This window comes from Aminobacter sp. MSH1 (genome assembly GCF_003071665.1).
In the GTDB taxonomy this organism is placed as follows: domain Bacteria; phylum Pseudomonadota; class Alphaproteobacteria; order Rhizobiales; family Rhizobiaceae; genus Aminobacter; species Aminobacter niigataensis.
Genome location: NZ_CP026265.1, coordinates 5,036,460 through 5,055,041, shown reverse-complemented (window position 1 = coordinate 5,055,041; position 18,582 = coordinate 5,036,460). Strand labels below are relative to the sequence as shown.

21 protein-coding genes are annotated in these 18,582 nt (G+C 63.7%); 10 read left to right on the top strand and 11 right to left on the bottom strand.

The window, feature by feature from the left end; all coding sequences use genetic code 11:
- The first annotated feature begins 4 nt into the window (after positions 1-4).
- Positions 5-919, top strand: coding sequence for an ABC transporter substrate-binding protein (locus CO731_RS25075; protein ID WP_108609328.1), 915 nt, complete (start codon positions 5-7; stop codon positions 917-919).
- 17 nt (positions 920-936) lie between these two features.
- On the opposite strand, the gene tsaA is transcribed toward CO731_RS25075, so the two are convergent.
- From tsaA to CO731_RS25050, 5 genes are read right to left on the bottom strand one after another with little or no spacing between them, the layout of a single operon-like run.
- The gene (gene tsaA, locus CO731_RS25070; RefSeq protein WP_108609327.1) at positions 937-1,428 is read right to left on the bottom strand and encodes a tRNA (N6-threonylcarbamoyladenosine(37)-N6)-methyltransferase TrmO; all 492 of its coding nucleotides are present in this window, start codon (positions 1,426-1,428) and stop codon (positions 937-939) included.
- 2 nt (positions 1,429-1,430) lie between these two features.
- The gene (locus tag CO731_RS25065; protein WP_108609326.1) at positions 1,431-1,637 is read right to left on the bottom strand and encodes a molybdopterin-binding protein; all 207 of its coding nucleotides are present in this window, start codon (positions 1,635-1,637) and stop codon (positions 1,431-1,433) included.
- Positions 1,634-2,422 carry an ABC transporter ATP-binding protein gene (locus CO731_RS25060; RefSeq protein ID WP_108609325.1) on the bottom strand — a complete coding sequence of 263 codons (789 nt, stop codon included), beginning with the start codon at positions 2,420-2,422 and terminating at the stop codon, positions 1,634-1,636. Before CO731_RS25060 ends, CO731_RS25065 begins: the two co-directional genes overlap by 4 nt.
- Positions 2,419-3,450, bottom strand: coding sequence for an iron ABC transporter permease (locus CO731_RS25055; protein ID WP_108609324.1), 1,032 nt, complete (start codon positions 3,448-3,450; stop codon positions 2,419-2,421). Before CO731_RS25055 ends, CO731_RS25060 begins: the two co-directional genes overlap by 4 nt.
- Before the next feature lie 22 nt (positions 3,451-3,472).
- On the bottom strand, positions 3,473-4,525 hold the full coding sequence (locus CO731_RS25050; protein ID WP_108609323.1) for an iron ABC transporter substrate-binding protein: 1,053 nt from the start codon (positions 4,523-4,525) through the stop codon (positions 3,473-3,475).
- Positions 4,526-4,753: 228 nt separating this feature from the next.
- On the opposite strand from CO731_RS25050, the gene CO731_RS25045 reads away from it, so the two are divergent.
- Positions 4,754-5,203, top strand: a complete 450-nt coding sequence (locus tag CO731_RS25045; protein ID WP_108609322.1) for a universal stress protein — start codon at positions 4,754-4,756, stop codon at positions 5,201-5,203.
- Between the two features lie 74 nt (positions 5,204-5,277).
- On the opposite strand, the gene CO731_RS25040 is transcribed toward CO731_RS25045, so the two are convergent.
- Positions 5,278-6,336: a D-TA family PLP-dependent enzyme gene (locus tag CO731_RS25040; RefSeq protein ID WP_108609321.1), complete on the bottom strand. Its 1,059-nt coding sequence runs from the start codon at positions 6,334-6,336 to the stop codon at positions 5,278-5,280.
- 160 nt (positions 6,337-6,496) lie between these two features.
- Here CO731_RS25040 and CO731_RS25035 point away from each other — a divergent pair, with 160 nt between their 5' ends.
- The 8 genes from CO731_RS25035 (at position 6,497) to CO731_RS25000 (ending at position 12,646) form a co-directional block, all read left to right on the top strand.
- Positions 6,497-7,333 carry a transporter substrate-binding domain-containing protein gene (locus CO731_RS25035; RefSeq protein ID WP_108609320.1) on the top strand — a complete coding sequence of 279 codons (837 nt, stop codon included), beginning with the start codon at positions 6,497-6,499 and terminating at the stop codon, positions 7,331-7,333.
- Positions 7,334-7,401: 68 nt separating this feature from the next.
- On the top strand, positions 7,402-8,064 hold the full coding sequence (locus CO731_RS25030; protein ID WP_108609319.1) for an amino acid ABC transporter permease: 663 nt from the start codon (positions 7,402-7,404) through the stop codon (positions 8,062-8,064).
- Positions 8,065-8,069: 5 nt separating this feature from the next.
- Positions 8,070-8,732: an amino acid ABC transporter permease gene (locus CO731_RS25025; protein ID WP_108610046.1), complete on the top strand. Its 663-nt coding sequence runs from the start codon at positions 8,070-8,072 to the stop codon at positions 8,730-8,732.
- A gap of 10 nt (positions 8,733-8,742) precedes the next feature.
- Positions 8,743-9,513 (top strand): amino acid ABC transporter ATP-binding protein, encoded by a 771-nt coding sequence (locus tag CO731_RS25020; RefSeq protein ID WP_108609318.1) that lies wholly within the window; start codon positions 8,743-8,745, stop codon positions 9,511-9,513.
- A 16-nt stretch (positions 9,514-9,529) separates the two neighbouring features.
- Positions 9,530-9,922, top strand: coding sequence for a RidA family protein (locus CO731_RS25015; RefSeq protein ID WP_108609317.1), 393 nt, complete (start codon positions 9,530-9,532; stop codon positions 9,920-9,922).
- A 34-nt stretch (positions 9,923-9,956) separates the two neighbouring features.
- The gene (locus CO731_RS25010) at positions 9,957-10,778 is read left to right on the top strand and encodes an IclR family transcriptional regulator (RefSeq protein ID WP_108609316.1); all 822 of its coding nucleotides are present in this window, start codon (positions 9,957-9,959) and stop codon (positions 10,776-10,778) included.
- Between the two features lie 44 nt (positions 10,779-10,822).
- Entirely contained in the window at positions 10,823-11,746 is a 924-nt protein-coding gene (locus tag CO731_RS25005) for a sugar kinase (RefSeq protein WP_108609315.1), read from the top strand.
- A gap of 204 nt (positions 11,747-11,950) precedes the next feature.
- Positions 11,951-12,646, top strand: a complete 696-nt coding sequence (locus tag CO731_RS25000) for an XRE family transcriptional regulator (RefSeq protein WP_108610045.1) — start codon at positions 11,951-11,953, stop codon at positions 12,644-12,646.
- Positions 12,647-12,756: 110 nt separating this feature from the next.
- Here the strand turns inward: CO731_RS25000 and CO731_RS24995 are convergent, their stop codons facing one another.
- From CO731_RS24995 to CO731_RS24975, 5 genes are all read right to left on the bottom strand, one after another.
- A complete protein-coding gene (locus CO731_RS24995; RefSeq protein WP_108609314.1) occupies positions 12,757-13,797 on the bottom strand; it encodes a DUF3445 domain-containing protein in 1,041 nt (346 codons plus the stop codon).
- Between the two features lie 42 nt (positions 13,798-13,839).
- Positions 13,840-14,805, bottom strand: a complete 966-nt coding sequence (locus CO731_RS24990) for a PDR/VanB family oxidoreductase (protein WP_108609313.1) — start codon at positions 14,803-14,805, stop codon at positions 13,840-13,842.
- Positions 14,802-15,395 (bottom strand): dimethylamine monooxygenase subunit DmmA family protein, encoded by a 594-nt coding sequence (locus CO731_RS24985; protein WP_108609312.1) that lies wholly within the window; start codon positions 15,393-15,395, stop codon positions 14,802-14,804. The genes CO731_RS24990 and CO731_RS24985 overlap by 4 nt, the downstream gene beginning before the upstream one ends.
- 19 nt (positions 15,396-15,414) lie before the next feature.
- Positions 15,415-16,548, bottom strand: a complete 1,134-nt coding sequence (locus tag CO731_RS24980; RefSeq protein WP_108609311.1) for an aminomethyltransferase family protein — start codon at positions 16,546-16,548, stop codon at positions 15,415-15,417.
- Between the two features lie 326 nt (positions 16,549-16,874).
- Positions 16,875-18,554 carry a formate--tetrahydrofolate ligase gene (locus tag CO731_RS24975; RefSeq protein ID WP_108609310.1) on the bottom strand — a complete coding sequence of 560 codons (1,680 nt, stop codon included), beginning with the start codon at positions 18,552-18,554 and terminating at the stop codon, positions 16,875-16,877.
- Positions 18,555-18,582: the final 28 nt, after the last annotated feature.

The following is an 18,582-nucleotide window of genomic DNA, read 5'->3' as shown; positions in this document are numbered from 1 at the left end:
TGGAATGGAACTGCGTTTCAAGCTTAACTACCTGTTTCAGGGACAGAATTCGCCGTTTCTGCACGCCGTCGACGCTGGCTATTTCGGTGACCATGGCCTGTCCTGTACCTTCGTCGAGGGCTTCAGCTCGTCGCTGGTGACGCGCGCCTTGGTGGGCGGCGAGGCAGATATTGGATTCGGTGATGTATCCTCGGTGTTCGAGCGCGCGCTGCGCACTGGCGAGACCGACATTTCGTGCCTCGTGCCGATCTATGAGCACACGCCCTGCTGCCTCGGCTATCTTTCCGACGGCAAGCGCTTGTCACTGGCCGACGTTCCCGGCAGCACCCTGTGCGGGCCGAACGGCGACACCTCGGCGCGGCTGCTGCCGCTGCTGCTCAAGCGCAACGGCTATGCCCCCGACAGCTACACCTATCTCGGCGTCCAGCCGGAGGAGCGCGATCGGATGGTGGCGTCACGCTCGGTGCTGGCTGCGACCTGCTTCGATGCGACGCTGAAGTTTGCCATGCAGATGCGCGGCCATGACACCAGCGCCCTCGATTTCCTCTACTTCGCCGACAACGGGCTAGACATCTATTCAGGCGCGCTTGTGGCGCTCAATTCGGTGCTGGAGCACGAGCCGGGCCTCGCCGGCAAGCTGAAGGCGATCACCCGCCAGGCCTGGCACGATTGCCTCGCCAATCCCCAGCTCGGTGTCGACGCAGTGGTCAGGCGTTCGCCTGACATGGAGCCGGACATCGTGCGCAACCAGCTGACCTGGATCCTCGATCGACAGGTATTTCCGAACGGGCCACGACCGATGACGTTCGACCTCGACGGTTCCAAGATGGCCGATACGCTGGAATGTGCCACCTTCTCGGTGGGCGACGAGGCAAAGCGTAGTGCGGAAGGGTTGGCTGCGGAAATCTGCCGGAACTAACTGCCCCTGGGTGCTGCTCAGCCCGTCTCGAAGTCGCCCGGCTGCGGCGGGGCGATGGGGATGAACAGGGTGCGGTCGGGCTTGATGTCGATCAGAGGCGTGCCGTCGAGGCAATCCATGCCGCGCACGGCAAGCACATGGCCCTCGACGCCGACCAGTTCGACGATCTGGGTGCCGATCGGATTGGGGCGGACGGGCGAGCGCAGCGAGAAGGTGCCGCGGGCGGTGCCATCATTGGCCGGGCTCTGTCGCACCAGGTCGCGCCGGGACAGATGCAGCCAGTAGAGCACCTCGAGGCGGGAGAATTGCGCAACGCCTTCGAGGGCTGCCACCCATGGCTCGAAGATTTCGATGTGGCAGACCGGGCCGTCGGCGCGGCCTTGGCGTGGGGTAAGCAGGCGCGAGTCCCAAGGCGTGCGGATACGGCCGATGAAATAGAGGTCTGCGTCATGCCCGGCAGGCAGCGCGACGGCGCTTTCGCCGTCGCGGATTTCGTTTTCGCGCACCACGCTCAGTCGACCCCGACCATGACGTCGGAGGCCTTGATGATCGCATAGGCATCCCTGCCGACGGCGAGCCCGAGATCGTCGACGGCCTCGTTGGTGATGGAGGCGGTGACGACGGCGCCGCCGATGTCGATGCGGACATGCGAGGTGGTCGCGCCCTTGGTCACTTCGACGATCTTGCCTTTGATCTGGTTGCGGGCACTAAGCTTCATGGCGCGTTCCTTTCGTTGAGGGTTGGGGTGCAGACATGGCGTCCGGCCTGGTCGAAATAGGCCACTGCAACCTCGACGCCGTAGAGAGCTTGCAGCGATTGCGGTGTCAGCACGTCGGCAGGCTTGCCGACGGCGACGAGCGCGCCCGCCTGCATCAGCGCGACACGGCTGGCGCAGGCGAAGGCGTGACTGGGGTCGTGGGTGGAGATGACCACCGCCATGCCGGAGGCGGCGAAGCTTGAGATACGGCTCAAGACACGCGCCTGGTTGCCGAAATCGAGGCTGGCCGTCGGCTCGTCCATGACGATCAGCTCGGGCTCCTGGGCGAGTGCGCGGGCGATCAGCGTCATCTGCTTTTCGCCGCCGCTGATGTCGGTGAACAGGCGGGCGGCGAGGTGGCCGATGCCCAACGCTGCCAGTGCCTCTTGCGTTATTGCCCTGTCGGCCATGGTGGGCGATGCAAAGGTGTCGATGCGGCTGGCGCGGCCCATCAGCACGACGTCGAACACCGAGAACGGGAAATAGGCGCCGGTGGCCTGCGGCACATAGGCGACGCGGCGGGCGAACTGCGCGCGCGAGAACGTCGATATGTCCTTGCTGTCCAACTGCAGCTTGCCGCCCTGGCGCGGCAGCAGGCCAAGCAAGGTCTTGAACAGGGTGGTCTTGCCGCAGCCATTGGGACCGAGCAGGCACAGCACCTCGCCACGGTCGATCGACAGCGTGACGCCCTGGCCGACTTTGATGCGGCCATAGCCGAAAGCGAGGCTGGTTGCCTGAAGCATCATTGCCAGCCTTGCCGGGTCGTCAGAAGCAGATAGAGGAAGAAGGGCGCGCCGAGGGCTGCGGTCAGTATGCCGAGTGGCACCTCGATCTCGGCGATGCTGCGCGCCAGCGTGTCGACGCCGACCATGTAGGCGGCGCCGATCAGCATCGAGGTCGGCAGCAGGCGCGAGAAGTCGGGGCCGACGAACATACGGGCGATATGCGGCACCAGAAGGCCGATCCAGCCGACGATGCCCGAGATCGACACGGCGGCGGCGGTCATCAGGGTTGCGGCAGCGACGATGACGATGCGGATCCAGCGGGTCTCGACGCCGAGCGCGCGCGCCTCCTCGTCATCGAGCGTCATCAGGTTCATGCGCCAACGCAACAGCACCATCGGCATCAGGGCGACAATGACGGCGGGCAGGATCGACAGAAGGTCGGTGCGGTTGATGCTGGCGAGGCTGCCGAGCAGCCAGAAGGTTATGGCCGGCAACTGGTTGTAGGGATCGGCGAGCACCTTGAGCAGCGACACGCAGGCGCCGAGTAGCGCGCCGATGGCAACGCCTGCAAGCACCAGCATGAGGATCGGGTCGCGCTCGCGCACCATCGCGCCGATGGCATAGACGAGTGCCACGGCGGCCAGCCCGCCGGCGAAGGCGAGGCCCTGGATGGCGAGCACGGACAGGGACAGGAATATGCCGACGACCGCGCCGAGGCTGGCGCCTGCCGAGACGCCGAGGATGTCGGGTGAAACAAGCGGATTGCGGAACAGGCCCTGATAGACAGCGCCCGCTGCCGCCAGCGAGGCGCCGACGAGGATGCCGGCGCCGACGCGGGGCAGGCGCACGTTCCAAACCACGGTCTCGACCGTCGGCGCGACGACGCTGGCACTGCCTGACATCTTGGCCATGACTACGGCGAGGATGTCGCCAGGCGTCACCGGATACTTGCCAGTCAGGATCGCCACGAGGATGACGGCGACGAGCAACGCCGCCAGCGCGCCGATGGCGATCGGCCCGGCGCGCTGGGCATTGAGACGGTGCTGCAAGCCCTCGGCTCCCGCTCGGAGCTCAGGGCTTCGGACCGGTGTCGGCAAGCAGCTTGCCGAGTTGCTCGTCGGTGAGATCGACATGATAAAACAGCTTGTAGAAGTCGCGGGTTTCCGCCTTCAGGTCGATTTTGGCCTTGCCGGGGTAAAGTGCCGAGGTGAGCCATGAGATGCCGATGGCGCGATTGACGCCGGGAGGCGCGTCGAACCAGCCGAAGGGCAGGGCCGGTGCGCGGAACACGCGACCGTCCTTCACCGCCTTGATGCCGGCCCATGACGGATCCGACAGCACCGACTTCTGGAATTTCGGGCTAAGCGTCAGGATGATGTCGGGGTTCCAGGACAGGATCTGCTCCAGCGAGACATTGGCGAGCGAGCCCTTGCCGGCGGCTTCGGCGACATTGGTGGCGCCGACGGCGGACAGGACCTCCATGTTGATCGAGCCGGCAAGGCCGGTCTCCAGCCCGTCCGGGCCGCGGCCGTAATAGACGCGTGGGCGCTGGTCGGCCGGGATCTCAGCCACCACCTTGTCGAGCCGCTGCATCGCGGCCTCGGTATAGGCGGCGAGCTTTTCGGCCTGTTCCTTTTCACCGAGCAGTTCGCCGATCTCGCGCAGCGATTTCGGCGTGTTGGCGAAGGTGCCGTCGATCAGCACATAGGGAATGCCGGTCTGCTCCTGGACCTTGTCGGCGAGCGAGGCGTAGGTCGGATCCACCGTGCCGACATCGAGGATGATGTCGGGCTTCATGGCGAGCACCGCTTCGAGATTGGCGGTGTCGCCCTTGCCGGTCAGGCGGCCGTGCACGGGCAGGTCGCGATAGGGCGCTGCGATGAACGCCTTTTCGTCGTCCTTGAACTCGCGCACCCAGCCGACCAGCTGTTCCGGCGCCACCGAATAGAGCAGCACCGAGGCGGGCGGGCCGGCGGCCATGACCCGGGTGATCTTCTCGGGCAGCGCCACCTTGCGGCCGGCGGCATCGGTGAAGATGTGTTGCTCGGCCGATGCCAGGGAGGCGCAGCCGACAAGCGCCGTAGCGGCAGCCAGAAATGAAATCAGCAGGTTACGGCGTCTCATGCGATCAGTCTCGGTTTGAGCAACGGTGCTTGGATATATACGCGCGGATATAGCGCCCGGCGCATTGTTATGTTTGATGGAATATAACGGTCAAGGGCTTTGTGCTGCTACGGGTGCTGTGCCAGTCATTCTCCAGGCCGTTGCCTTGACCTTGGCGCGTCGGTCGGAAAGGCTGGCGCAAGGATTCAGTCGAGCCCCAAAGATTCAGCGAGCCAAGGAGACACTTCCATGTACACTCACATCCTCATCGCCACCGATGGCTCGGAACTGGCGCAGAAGGGCCTCGACCATGGCCTGAGCCTCGCCAAGGGCATCGGTGCCAAGGTGACGATCATGAACGTCACCGAGCCCGCGCCGATCTTTGCCTCCGCCGGCATGTACGGCCCGGTTGCCACGGCAGAGGATATCGTGTCCTACCAGAAGGCCGGCGAGGAATATGGCGCCAAGGTGCTGAATGCCGCCAAGGTCCAGGCTGAAAAGCTTGGCGTCAATGCCGAGGCGGTGCATGTCGAGGAGATGTGGGCGGCGGAAGCGATCAACCAGATCGCTAGCGATCGTGGCTGCGACCTCATCGTCATGGCCTCGCATGGCCGCCGCGGCCTCGGCCGCCTGATCCTCGGCAGCCAGACGGTGGAAGTGCTGACCAACAGCAAGGTGCCGGTGCTGGTCGTTCGCTAAACGCAGGTCTGCCTCAAATCAAAAAGGCCTCCCGGGTGCAGCACCCCGGAGGCCTTTTCTTTGGATGGTGCGGTTCAGATGATCTTGCCGCGTGCCGGCACCGACCACAGTTCGGGGGCGCGGTCCTCGCCGAAGACATGGACCCCGTCGACCATGTTGGTGACGACGCAGGCATGGTTGGGCACGACGCGGATACGCTGGCCGACCTTGAGGCCGATGTCGCCCTCGCTGCGCAGGCGGCCGTGTTCCTCCGACAACTGGTCGATTGCTATGTCGGGGCGGCCGAAGACATGGCCGTGGCCGGTGAGACCGAGCAGGTCGGAGGTCAGCGTCTTTGAGCCGGCGTCGATGATAGCGCGGTTGGGCGCGGGCACCGAGACGACGGTGGCAAGCACCGTGAGCGCGCAATCGTCCCAGCTACAGACGCCGCGGGCGACCAGCGAGCGGTCGTTGTAGACATAGGTGCCGGGGCGGAACTCGGTCGTGGCGGGCACCAGATGCGCCAGCATCATGTCGGGCGAACCGCCTGAGGTGATGGCGGGAACCGCGATGCCTTTGGCCTCGATCAGCGCCTTGGCCTCGGTCATGAAGGTCTGGACCTTGGCCGCGCCGCCGACCGGCGGATAGGTCATCAGCCCGGCGAAATGCAGGCCCGGGGCTGCGGCGATGCGCGAGGCGAACTCGGCGGCCGCCTCGGGCGAGCCGACGCCGCAGCGGTCGGCGCCGGTGTTGCATTCGACGAAGACATCGAGCGTGACGCCTGCATCCGCAAATGCGGCAGAGAGGCCATCGATCACCGTCGCATTGTCGGCCACCACGGCGAGCCTGACCTTGCGGGCGAGTGCCACGAGCGCGGCGAGCTTGTCGTCGCCCAGGATGTTGTAGGTGATCAGCACGTCGTTCAGCCGGTCGCTGCCGGCGACCATGGCTTCCGCTTCCGACACCTTCTGGCAGGTGATGCCGACAGCGCCCGCGTCGAGCTGCATTTCGGCGATGGCCGGCAGCTTGTGCGTCTTGATGTGCGGCCGGACCTTCAGACCGTGGCTGTCGGCATAGGCCTGGAAGCGTTCGATGTTCCGCTTCGCCACATCGATGTCCACCAATACGGCGGGCGTCTGGATCTTGTCGAACATGCCTGGCTTTGCCTCCAAATCGGAACGTCGGGGACCTTGCCTCCGAACCGCTTGACAAACAATGCCGTGTGCATTTTGATACGTCAATCCATTATTCAGGACAGATGTCCACAATAATGGACATTGGTTTAGAGAAATTTTCCCCGGGAGGATTGGTGAGATGAAGGCTTATCTCTTGGCGGCCGCAGCCGCCGCCGCGCTGACGACCGCTATGCCTGCAGGCGCGCAGGAAAAAAGCAGGCTCGATGAGGTTCTGGCGCGTGGCCACCTGGTCTTGGGCACCGGCAGCACGAACGCGCCGTGGCACTTCAAGAGCGCCGACGACAAGCTCCAGGGCTTCGACGTCGACATGGGGCGCATCGTCGCCAAGGCGCTGTTCGGCGATCCCGACAAGATCGAATACGTCAACCAGTCGTCGGATGCGCGCATCCCCAACATCACCACCGACAAGGTCGACCTGACCTGCCAGTTCATGACGGTGACCGGCGAGCGCGCCCAGCAAATCGCCTTCACCATTCCCTACTACCGCGAAGGCGTTGGCCTGATGCTCAAGGGTGACAGCAAGCACGCCGACTATGCGGCGCTCAAGGCTGCCGGCTCGGGCGTGACCGTCTCGGTGCTGCAGAACGTCTATGCCGAGGCGATGGTTCATGCGGCGCTGCCGGAGGCGAAGGTCGACCAGTACGAATCCGTCGACCTGATCTACCAGGCGCTGGAATCGGGCCGTTCCGATGCGGTTGCCACCGACCAGTCGTCGCTCGCCTGGTACATGAAGCAGAACCCGGACCGCTACAAGGACGCCGGCTATGGCTGGAACCCGCAGACCTATGCCTGCGGCGTCAAGCGCGGCGACCAGGACTGGCTGAACTTCGTCAACACCGCCCTGCATGAGGCGATGACCGGTGTCGAGTTCGACTTCTACGCCAACTCCTACAAGACCTGGTTCGGCAAGGAGATTGCCCCGCCGCAGATCGGTTTCCCGGTCGAGTACAAGTAGGCTCGATGATGGCGCGGCCCCTGTCTCACCGGCCGCGCCATTCCTTTTGATCGGAACCTGACGGCACCATGGGTTACACCCTCAATTTTTCGGCGGTCTGGCGCAGCTTCGACCAACTGCTCCTGGGCCTGGCGCTCAGCCTGGGGCTTGCTTTCGTGGCAATCGCCATCGGCTGCGTGCTCGGCCTGATCACCGCCTTCGGCCTGTTGTCGAAGCGTGGAATGCTGCGCCATCCCGCGCGCATCTACGTCACCATCATCCGCAACACGCCGATCCTCGTGCTGGTGCTGTTCACCTTCTTCGCATTGCCCCAACTCGGCATCCGCCTCGGCAAGATCGAGAGCTTCGTCGCCACGCTGGCGCTCTATTCGGGCGCCTATCTCGCCGAGGTCTTTCGCGGCGGTCTGCTTGCGGTGCCGAACGGGCTGAAGGAAGCCGGGCTGGCCATCGGCCTGACGCAGTCGCAGATCCGCAATTCGATCGTCATGCCGCTGATGCTGCGCAACGTGCTGCCGTCGCTGTCGAGCACCCTGATTTCGCTGTTCAAGGACACGTCCCTGGCCGCGGCCATCGCGGTGCCGGAACTCACCTTCGAGGCACGCAAGATCAACGTCGAGACTTTCCGCGTCATCGAAACGTGGATCGTCGCAAGCTGCCTCTATGTCGCCACCTGCTCGGTGCTCGCAGCCCTGCTGCGCCAGCTCGAGCGGCGCATGTCCATTCCGAGGTGATCGACATGGATCTCGTTGCATTCCTCGAAACGCTGTGGCTTGCCCGTATCCCGATCCTCAAGGGCATCGGCGTCACCGTCTCCATCTCGGTCCTGGCGATCCTCGTCGGCACCATCCTCGGCATCGGCGTCGGCCTGGCGCTGACCTATGGCGCCAAGCCGCTGCGCTGGCTGGTGCGCGGCTACACCGATTTCATTCGCGGCACGCCGGTGCTGGTGCTGGTTCTGGCGAGCTATTACGTGCTTGGCACCATAGGCATCGATCTCGGGCCGTTCCAGGCCGGCGTGCTGGCACTTGCAGTGTTCTGCTCGTCGCATGTCGGCGAGATCGTGCGCGGCGCGCTGCAGTCGATCCCCAAGGGCCAGACGGAAGCCGCCAAGGCGATCGGGCTGACTTTCCCGCAGACGTTCGCCTATGTGCTTGGGCCGCAGGCGCTGCGCCAGGTGCTGCCCGCCTGGGTCAACACCGCTGCCGAGATGGTCAAGGCCTCGACGCTGCTGTCGATCATCGGCGTGGCCGAGCTGCTGCTCAGGACGCAGGAACTGATCTCGCGCACCTTCATGAGCCTCGAGTTCTATTTCTTCGCGGGCTTCCTCTATTTCGCCGTCAACTACGGCATCGAGCGTTTCGGCCGCTACGTCGAACGCAAAACCTCCATTCCATCTTGAGGCCGACCCCATGACCGGCAACCTTCTCGAAATCCGCGATCTGCACAAGCGCTACGGCGACGTCGAAGTGCTCAAGGGCGTCGACTGCACCATGGCGCAAGGCGACGTCATCTCGATCATCGGCTCGTCCGGTTCCGGCAAGACGACGATGCTCCGCTGCATCAACATGCTGGAGGAGTTCCAGGGCGGCTCGATCCGCATCGACGGCGAGGAGATCGGCTACGAGACTTCGGGCGGCACACGGCGCCGCAAGAAGGAAAAGGAAATCGCCCGCCAGCGCGCGATGACCGGCATGGCCTTCCAGCAGTTCAACCTTTTCCCGCATATGAGCGCTGCCGAAAACGTCATGCTCGGGCTGGTCAAGGTCAAGGGCATGCGCCGCGACGAGGCGCGCGCCCTGGCGGAGAAGTGGCTCGACCGCGTCGGCCTCGCCGAACGCCGCGACCGCTACCCCGGTCAGCTTTCCGGCGGCCAGCAGCAGCGCGTGGCGATCGCCCGTGCCATTGCCATGAACCCCAAGCTGATGCTGTTCGACGAGGTCACCTCGGCGCTCGACCCCGAACTGGTCAACGAGGTGCTGCAGGTCATCAAGGACCTTGCCCGCGACGGCATGAGCATGCTGCTCGTCACCCACGAGATGCGATTTGCCTATGAAGTGTCCTCGCGTGTCATCTTCATGAACCAGGGCCGTATCGGCGAAGAGGGCAACCCGCGCGAGATGTTCCACAAGCCGCAGACCGAGCGGCTGGCGGAGTTCCTCAAGACCTCAACTTTCAACTGACATTCGGAGAATTAGCATGACGATCAAGCGCTACGGCACCGGCCAGACCGGGGCAGGCAAGCAGGCGTTGCCTTTCGCCCGTGCCGTCGAGGCCAATGGCTGGCTCCACGTGTCCGGTCAGGTCGCCATGGAAAACGGCGAGATCGTCGGCGGCGGGGTCATTGCCGAGACGCGCAAGACGATGGAAAATCTGATCGCCATCCTCGACGAAGCCGGCTACGGCCTGGAGGACGTCGTGCGCGTCGGCGTCTGGCTCGACGACCCCCGGGACTTCTGGTCGTTCAACGGCGTCTACGCCGAGTATTTCGGCGCCAACCCGCCGGCTCGCGCTTGCGTGCAGTCGAGTATGATGGTCGATTGCAAGGTCGAGATCGATTGCGTCGCCTACAAGGCACCCGTGACGGCATAAGGTTTTTTGCTCGGCGTTCCCGGGGAGGCGGTACATGGACGAAGTTTCGGACGACATGACCAACAGGCGGGCGCGCGGTCTCGACCGCGCCTTCGAGATCCTGAATTTCCTGCGCCTGAAGCGTCAGCCGTTGCGCCCCAACGAGATCGCCTCGGGCATCGGCGCGCCGCGCTCCTCGATCTACGAACTGGTCAACCTGCTGGTGCGGCAGGGTGTTCTGGAGTACCGCGGCGATGACGGCCGCGTATTCCTCGGCCGCAAGCTCTATTTCCTCGGCATGGCCTATGCCGAGCAATTCGACCTCATGCGCGAGTGCGACAAGCTGCTGACCCATATCGCCGAGGAGACGCGCGAAACGGCGCAGATGTGCTTGCTCGAGGGCAACAAATACACCGTCGCCCAGATGAAGGAGGGCTCCCGCCCGTTCCGCATCTCGTCCAATGTCGGCGACCCGGTGGCGATCCCGTGGACGGCGTCCGGCCGTCTGCTGGTTGCGCATATGAGCGACCAGGAAATCCTCGATTTCATCCCGAAGGAGGATTTCCGCTTGCCCAATGGCCAGTGGCTCGACCCGGCGGTCTTCATCGCCGAAGTGCGCGAGGCGTCCCGCGTCGGCTACTACACCTTCGACAGTGCGGTCGAGACCTTCACCCACTGCTTTGCCGTGCCGGTCTATCAGGCAGGCCGCATCTGCGTGGCGACGCTGTGCCTGGTGGCGCCGCGCGAGGACGGGCTGAAGAACCACGCCAGCTATCTCAAGAGCCTGCAGGATGCGGCAGTTGACCTGTCGAGCCGTCTCGGGCACACGGCGGACGAGGACGGGCAAGGTGCCGTCCGTGCCGCGGGCCGCGGTTGACCAACCCGACCCTGACCTGAACTCACCTGGATAGGCTTACCGGCATGTCGCAACGCGCTCTCTTGATCGGGGAATGCATGGTCGAACTCAGGCAGGCCGAGGGCGGCCTGTTGCGCAAGGGGTTTGCCGGCGATACCTTCAACACCGCCTATTACATGCGCGCCTTCCTGCCTGCGGCGTGGCCGGTCGACTATTTCACCGCCGTCGGCACCGATACGATCTCGGACGAGCTTCTGGCCTTCATCGAGAGCACGGGGGTCGGCACCGGCTTCGTCAGGCGCGTGCCCGAGCGCACGCCCGGCCTCTACATGATCCACCTCAAGGATGGCGAGCGCAGCTTCTCCTACTGGCGCTCGGTATCCGCCGCTCGGTTGCTCGCCGACGATCCCGCCGCCCTTCGCATGGCTATCGACGCTTCGGACGTGATCCTGTTCTCCGGCATCACGCTGGCGATCCTTTCGCCTGGCGCAGTCGAAACGCTGCTATCGGAGATCCGGCGGGGCAGGGCTGCCGGCAAGATGGTCGCATTCGACCCCAATATCCGCCCGCGGCTGTGGGACGATGCCGACACGATGCGCCGGACGATTTCGGCCGGCGCTGCCGCGGCGACTATCGTCATGCCGAGCTTCGAAGACGAGGCGACGCATTTCGGCGACGCCTCGATCGATGCGACCATCGCTCGCTATGGCAGCCTCGGCGTCGAGAACCTCGTGGTCAAGGATGGCGCGGAGGGCATTACGTTGCGCTTCGGCGGCGAGACGGTCTTCGTGCCTTCGGTCGCCGCCCGGAATGTCCTCGACACCACGGGTGCCGGCGACAGCTTCAACGGCGCGTTCCTGGCGAAGTATCTCATTTCAGGCGATCACTGCCTTTCCGCGGAATTTGCAGCCCGTGTCGCCGCAACGGTCATCGGCCATCACGGCGCCCTGCTGCCGCCCGCCGAGTTTCAGGCTTTGATGCGCGGCTGAGCCGCAAGCCAAGACGATCGGCACCCCACACATCCGCTGCATGTCGTGCTGCATTTTCCGCCGGAAATGCAGTCAATGAGAGGCATATTGCCTGCATTTCGATCAGCGCCACTTGATATCGTTGGAAAAAAATTTTACCACTAGTGAAAAGGTCGATTTCAAGAGTTGCCATCGCAGGGGATTATCAGGGTGAAAGAAGACCGCATGTCAGCCGTCGCTGTTGCCGAGGGCAAGAACATATCGGCTGCGGTCGCCGCAAAGGCGCGCCCGACACCGCTGCTTCAGGATCCGCACGCGGTACGCGATACCCCGGAGAAGGTTTTGGAGGTGGCACTCGGCCACGAGGTCCGCGCCTTCCGCAAGAAGCTCGGCATCACCGTTGCCGATCTGGCGGCGATGACCAACATTTCGCTTGGCATGCTATCGAAGATCGAGAACGGCATCACTTCGCCGTCGCTGACCACTTTGCAGTCGCTGTCGCGGGCGCTCGGCGTGCCGCTGACCGCCTTTTTCCGCCGCTTCGAGGAGGAGCGGAACGCCGTCTTCGTCAAGGCGAACGAAGGGGTCGACGTCGAACGCCGCGGCACCCGCGCAGGGCACCAGTACAACCTCCTGGGTCACATCGGCTCCAACACCGCCGGTGTGGTGGTCGAGCCCTATCTCATCACGCTGTCGGAACACACGGACGTGTTTCCGATGTTCCAGCATGAGGGCATGGAGTTCCTCTACATGCTGGAAGGCGAGGTCGTTTACCGCCACAGCAACAAACTCTACCGGATGACGCCGGGCGACAGCCTGTTCTTCGACGCCGATGCACCGCATGGCCCGGAAGAACTGACCACTTTGCCGATCCGCTATCTCTCGATCATCTCCTACCCGCAGGGCAGTGGCAGCGAATAGGTTGCCTGGAACGACCGGCTACAGAGAGGCCGCAAATGAAAAAGGAGGCGAAATCGCCTCCTTTTTCATTTGCGGGGCATGGGCCGAAGCCCATGCCGATCATTCTGTGCCTATTCCGGGCCGAAGCCGGGCGAGGTCGGAGCGCCGTCGTCGTATTTCGACAGCCACTCGACGACGGTCTGGCGGTAACGCGTCAGGCCCTTGTACTCGGCGAGTTCATCCGGCAGGTCGCGCAGCACGCGATGGAAGCGGCGCCCCCATTTCGCCACGCTCACCAGCTCGTCCATCTTGAGCAGGTAGCAGCGGATCGGGAAGACCAACGCGTTGGAGCGCGGCAGCCGGAAGAAGGTCTGCAGCTCGACGCGCAGATGCACTTTCTGGCCGACATTCTCAGGCGTGACCGACAGTCGGTCGCTGCCCCACTTGTGGAAGTTTTCCGGGCTGGTATCGAGCCGCGGGTTGATCGTCATGGTCCAGTTCAGGCGCCGCGCCGGCTGGCCCTGCTGGATGTTGGTCAGGAACTTCAGCGCACGGGTGAAGACACCCATTTCATGCGCCAGCGGCACCGGGGCATGCCATTCGAAGAAGTTCATGCCGATGTCGAAATCGAGCGACCAGTCGGCCTGGGTGGTGATCATGCCGGCATCCATCCACAGGTTGCCGTCACGCTGGTCGAGAATGGCGAAGTCGCCCTGGCTCTGGCGGGTGATGTATTCCATCGGTCCGTAGGGCAGGGTGGAAACGTCACCGAAGGTGAAGGTGTCGTCGATGCCGAGCGGTCGGTTGATCCAGCGCCAGCGGTCGCCGTCCTGGGTCAAGGTGAAGTGCTCGGGATAGCCCTTGGCCATTTCGGTCATCAAGAGTTCGAGCAGGTCCCAGCCGGCGAGCGTCATGTGCGGCAGCGACTGGCAGCGCAGCGGATCCTCCGCAAGCACCATGGCGCGGTCCTGCATTTCGGATACGTAGTGCTCGTCGACATCGATCAGATGTTCGAACACGCTGTTCTTCGGCCCGGCGACATGCGGCTCGATGTTGACCGAGTACATGTAGGCGTCTTCATGATAGGGAAACGGAAACCGTTTGACCTGTTCCGGACTGTTCCTGAAGGTAAAATCGTCGCGGAACGTTTCTTTCCTGAAGTTTATTCCCATCAATTCCTCCCTCTTCCAGAGCGTCGGGCGCCCCGGGATCTGCTACCGTTCGAGAACCAGCGAGCGGCCCTCGAAACGCGAGACGCATGGCATGATCTTCTTGCCCGAGCAGTGCTCCTCATCGCTCAGCCAATGGTCGTTGTGCTTGAATGTACCGTCATAGGAAATGACGTTGGTCTCGCACTGGCCGCAGACACCACCGCGGCAGAGATAGGGCGGATCGACGCCGGCAGCCTCGATCGCTTCGAGCAGGCTCTGCTGCTCGCCGACCCGGATCTCCAGACCGCTCACCGCCAGCTTGACGTCGAACGGCGTGCCCGGCTGCGGCGCCGCGAAATGTTCGTAGTGCACGGAATCGTCCGGCCAGCCATGGGTGGCCGCCGTGTCGCGCACCCATTTGATCATGCCGGCAGGGCCGCAGACATAGATATGCGTGCCGAGCGGCTGGGTGGCGAGCAGGCGCTCGAGCGGGATGCGTTCGTTGCGCTCGTCGAGATAGAGGCTGACCCGGTTGCCGTAGCGTTCGCGCAGGACCTCGGAGTAGCTGCCGAGCGCTTCGGAGCGGCAGGTGTAGTGCAGCTCGAAATTGCCGCCGGTCGACGCCAGCTGTGCCGTCTGGGCGAGGAACGGCGTGATGCCGATGCCGCCGGCGATCATCAGGTGCTTCTTGGCACGCAGGTCCAGCGAAAACAGGTTCACCGGATAGCTGATCACCATTTCCATGCCGCGCTTGACGCGGTTGTGCATGAACAGCGAGCCGCCGCGGCCGACATCGTCGCGGCGCACCGAAATGGTGTAGTCGCGCGTGTTGAGCGGCGAACTCATCAGCGAGTAGGGGTTGAGGCGGGTCGTGCCATTGTCGCGCATTTCGATGACGACATGGGCACCGCCGGAGAACGTCGGCAGATTGCCGCCGTCCGTCCGTTCGAAATGGAACCGCTTGACCAGTTCGTTGACCGCAACCACTTCGGTCACGGTGACGTTAATCTTGTTTGTTCCTGCGCTCACCGGAAAATCTCCTCTGTCTGAGGGATCTCGGTCGGATCCTCGGCGTTGATGCAGACGCCCTGGAAGGCGGCATGGCGCTTGGAATAGTGGTCACGCACCAGAAGCAGCAGGCCGCAATGCGAGCAGGTTGCCGGCTGGGTGGTGACGTTTTCGGTAATGCCCTTGCAGTGCACGCACTGCACCCGGCGTGCCCAGGAGCCGCGATGTTCGGTCTGGATCGAGGCCGGGTCGATGCCGGCTTCGATTGCAGCCTGCATCATCTGGCCGATCAGGCCTTCCGTGCCGGCGAGATAGACACGCAAGCCCATATGGGCGTTGGCAAGTGTCCATGTCAGGCGCGGCAATGCCGCCGCGATCGAGGGGCCTTCATAATACTGGGCCGGCTTCAACGCCTTCAGGGATGCCTGAAAGCTGTCTCCGGTCCGGCCCGGTATGAACATGATGTGTGCACTGGCGAAGAAGTCCGCGGGAGCCTGCTTCGCCAGGTCCAGGATCGCGGACGCCCCTTCGGCGTCCGCAATGAGAAGGTGGCTCTTGCCGGCCTGCGGTGACAATGTTCCGTAGACCGGGCGACTAAGGATCGTCTTCACCGGTGCACTGTCCAAGGTCTCAGCCCTTTGCCGTCCGCTTGAGCTTCTTCGGATCGTCGAACGGCAGCGACTGGGCGGTTGCCTTGACGCTGCCGCTAGCGTTGCGGATTTCGAGCGGCGTTCCGACGATGGCGCAGTCGACGTCGAGACGGGCGATGCCCATCGACTTCTTCACCAGCGGCGAATACATCGCACAGGTCACGACACCGACCTTCTTGCCATCGCGCCAGATCTCGGCACCTTCGTCAGCTGCCTTGTCGCTGTCGAGCAGCACGCCGAAGATCTTGAAGCGCTCCTTGCCCTTCAGGCGATAGTGCTCTTCGGCACCGCGGAAGCCGGTCTTGCCGGGGCTGACGGTGAAGTCGAGGCCGAGCTCCCACAACGTATCGCCAGGGCCCTCGTTTGCGAACGGGTACTTCTGCGAGTTGTCGTACGGGTAGAACAGAAGGTAGCTCTCGACGCGCAGCATGTCGAGCGTGGTGAAGCGGGTCGGGATGATGCCCATTTCCTTGCCTTCGGCAACGATGGTGTCCCAGATCGTGCCGGCGTCCTGGCCGCGGCAGAAGATTTCGTAGCCGCGCTCGCCGGTGTAGCCGGTGCGCGAGATCATCACCGGGAAGCCGAACAGCTGGGTCTGCATGTGGTGGAAGTAGTTGAGGTCGCGGATGCCCGGCACGTGCTTGGCGAGATAGTCGACCGCGAGCGGGCCCTGCAGCGAAAGGTCGTGCAGATTGTCGTCGAAGCGGACCGACACGTCGCGGCCGATCGAGGCGCGGGTCAGTTCCTCATGGCCGGTACCGGCGCCATGGACGACCATCCAGGAGTTCGGGCCCATGCGGTAGATGACGCAGTCGTCGGTGAACTTGCCGGCGTCGTTGAGCATGCAGGCATAGACCGACTTGCCGGGGTAGATCTTCTCGACATTGCGGGTGGTGCACAGGTCAATGACATGCCCGGCGTGGGCGCCGGTGATGTGGACCTTCTTGAGGCCCGAAACGTCCATCAGGCCGGCCTTGGTGCGGATCGCGACATATTCCTCGTTCGCGTCCTTGTCGTACGACCAGGCCGTGCCCATGCCGCTCCAGTCTTCGAGATTGGAACCAAGGGCGCGGTGGCGATCGGCCAACGTCGAAAAACGCCATGAAGCTGTCATCGGTAGTACTCCTCCAGTTAGTTCCTCCCGCCTCGTTCCGGCGACCCGGCCTTGAGGCGGACGTTGTTGGGGACATATTGACTCGAAACTTGCCCGAAGAGCAATATCCAAGTGCAAGAATTTTTACTGATAGGCAACTTTTAATAGGCCTTTCATCATGCGCCAGATGGTGGTCCGGCATGGCCCGCCCTGGCTTGGGCGTTTCTTGCCGGCTCCCATCCGCGATTGAAAAAAAAGGCCCGGCACAATGTGCCAGGCCTTGAAGGGCGCTCCGGGCCTGGGGGACAGGAGGGGTGGAAAGGAGCGCCTTGGGAGAGAGATTTATCTCAGAACAGGCCTTCGATCTGACCTGCCTCGTTGAGGAAGATCTTTTCCGACGACGGCGCCTTGGGCAGGCCGGGCATGGTCATGATCTCACCGCAGATGGCGACGATGAAGCCGGCACCGGCCGACAGCCTGACCTCGCGCACCGACACGACATGGCCGGTGGGCGCGCCGCGCAGGTTCGGGTCGGTCGAGAACGAGTACTGCGTCTTGGCCATGCACACCGGCAGGTGGCCGTAGCCGGCGGCTTCCCAGGCATGGAGCTGGTCACGCACCGACTTGTCGGCGATCGCCTCCGAGCCGCGGTAGATACGCTTGACGATGGTGTCGATCTTGTCGAACAGCTTCATGTCGTCGGGATAGAGCGGGGCGAACTGCGAGGCGCCGCTCTCGGCAAGCGAGACCACCTTGTGGGCGAGCTCCTCGATGCCGGCCGAACCATGGGCCCAGTGCTTGCAGACGATGGCTTCTTCGCCCATCGCCGCGACATACTCCTTCATCGCCGCGATCTCGGCGTCGGTGTCGGAGTAGAAGTGGTTGATCGCCACCACCGCCGGCACGCCGAACTGCTTGACGTTTTCGATGTGGCGGCCAAGGTTGGCGCAGCCCTTCTTCACCGCCTCGACGTTTTCCTTGCCGAGGTCTTCCTTCTTGACGCCGCCGTTCATCTTCATGGCGCGCACGGTGGCGACGATGACCGCAGCCGCCGGCTTGAGGCCAGCCTTGCGGCACTTGATGTCGAAGAACTTCTCGGCACCGAGATCGGCGCCGAAGCCGGCTTCGGTGACGACATAGTCGGCGAGCTTCAGCGCGGTCGTGGTGGCGACCACCGAGTTGCAGCCGTGCGCGATGTTGGCGAACGGGCCGCCATGGACGAAGGCGGGGTTGTTTTCCAGCGTCTGCACCAGGTTCGGCTGGACCGCGTCCTTGAGCAGCACGGCCATGGCGCCGTCGGCCTTGAGGTCGCGGGCATAGACGGCGCTCTTGTCGCGGCGGTAGGCGACGATGATGTCGCCGAGGCGCTTTTCGAGATCCTTGAGGTCGGTCGCCAGGCACAGGATCGCCATGACTTCCGAGGCAACCGTGATGTCGAAGCCGGCTTCACGCGGGAAGCCGTTGGCGACGCCGCCGAGCGAGCAGTTGATCTCGCGCAGGGCGCGGTCGTTCATGTCCATGACGCGGCGCCAGACGACGCGGCGGGTGTCGATGTTGAGCTCGTTGCCCCAGTAGATGTGGTTGTCGATCAGCGCCGACAAAAGGTTGTGGGCGGTGGTGATGGCGTGGAAGTCGCCGGTGAAGTGGAGGTTCATGTCCTCCATCGGCACGACCTGGGCATAACCGCCACCCGCTGCACCGCCCTTGACGCCGAAGTTGGGTCCGAGCGAGGCTTCGCGGATGCAGACCACGGCCTTCTTGCCGATGCGGTTGAGGCCGTCGCCCAAGCCCACGGTGGTGGTGGTCTTGCCTTCGCCGGCCGGCGTCGGGTTGATCGCGGTGACCAGGATCAGCTTGCCGTCCTTGTTCTTGCGCGCATTGGCGATGAACTCGGCCGAGATCTTGGCCTTGTCGTGGCCGTAAGGCAGCAGATGCTCGGTCGGAATGCCGATCTTGGCGCCGATCTCCTGGATCTGTTTCTTCTTGGCGCCACGCGCGATCTCGATATCGGTCTTAAATTCGGCCATGACTCTCTTCCCTTGAGGTTGGTTCGAT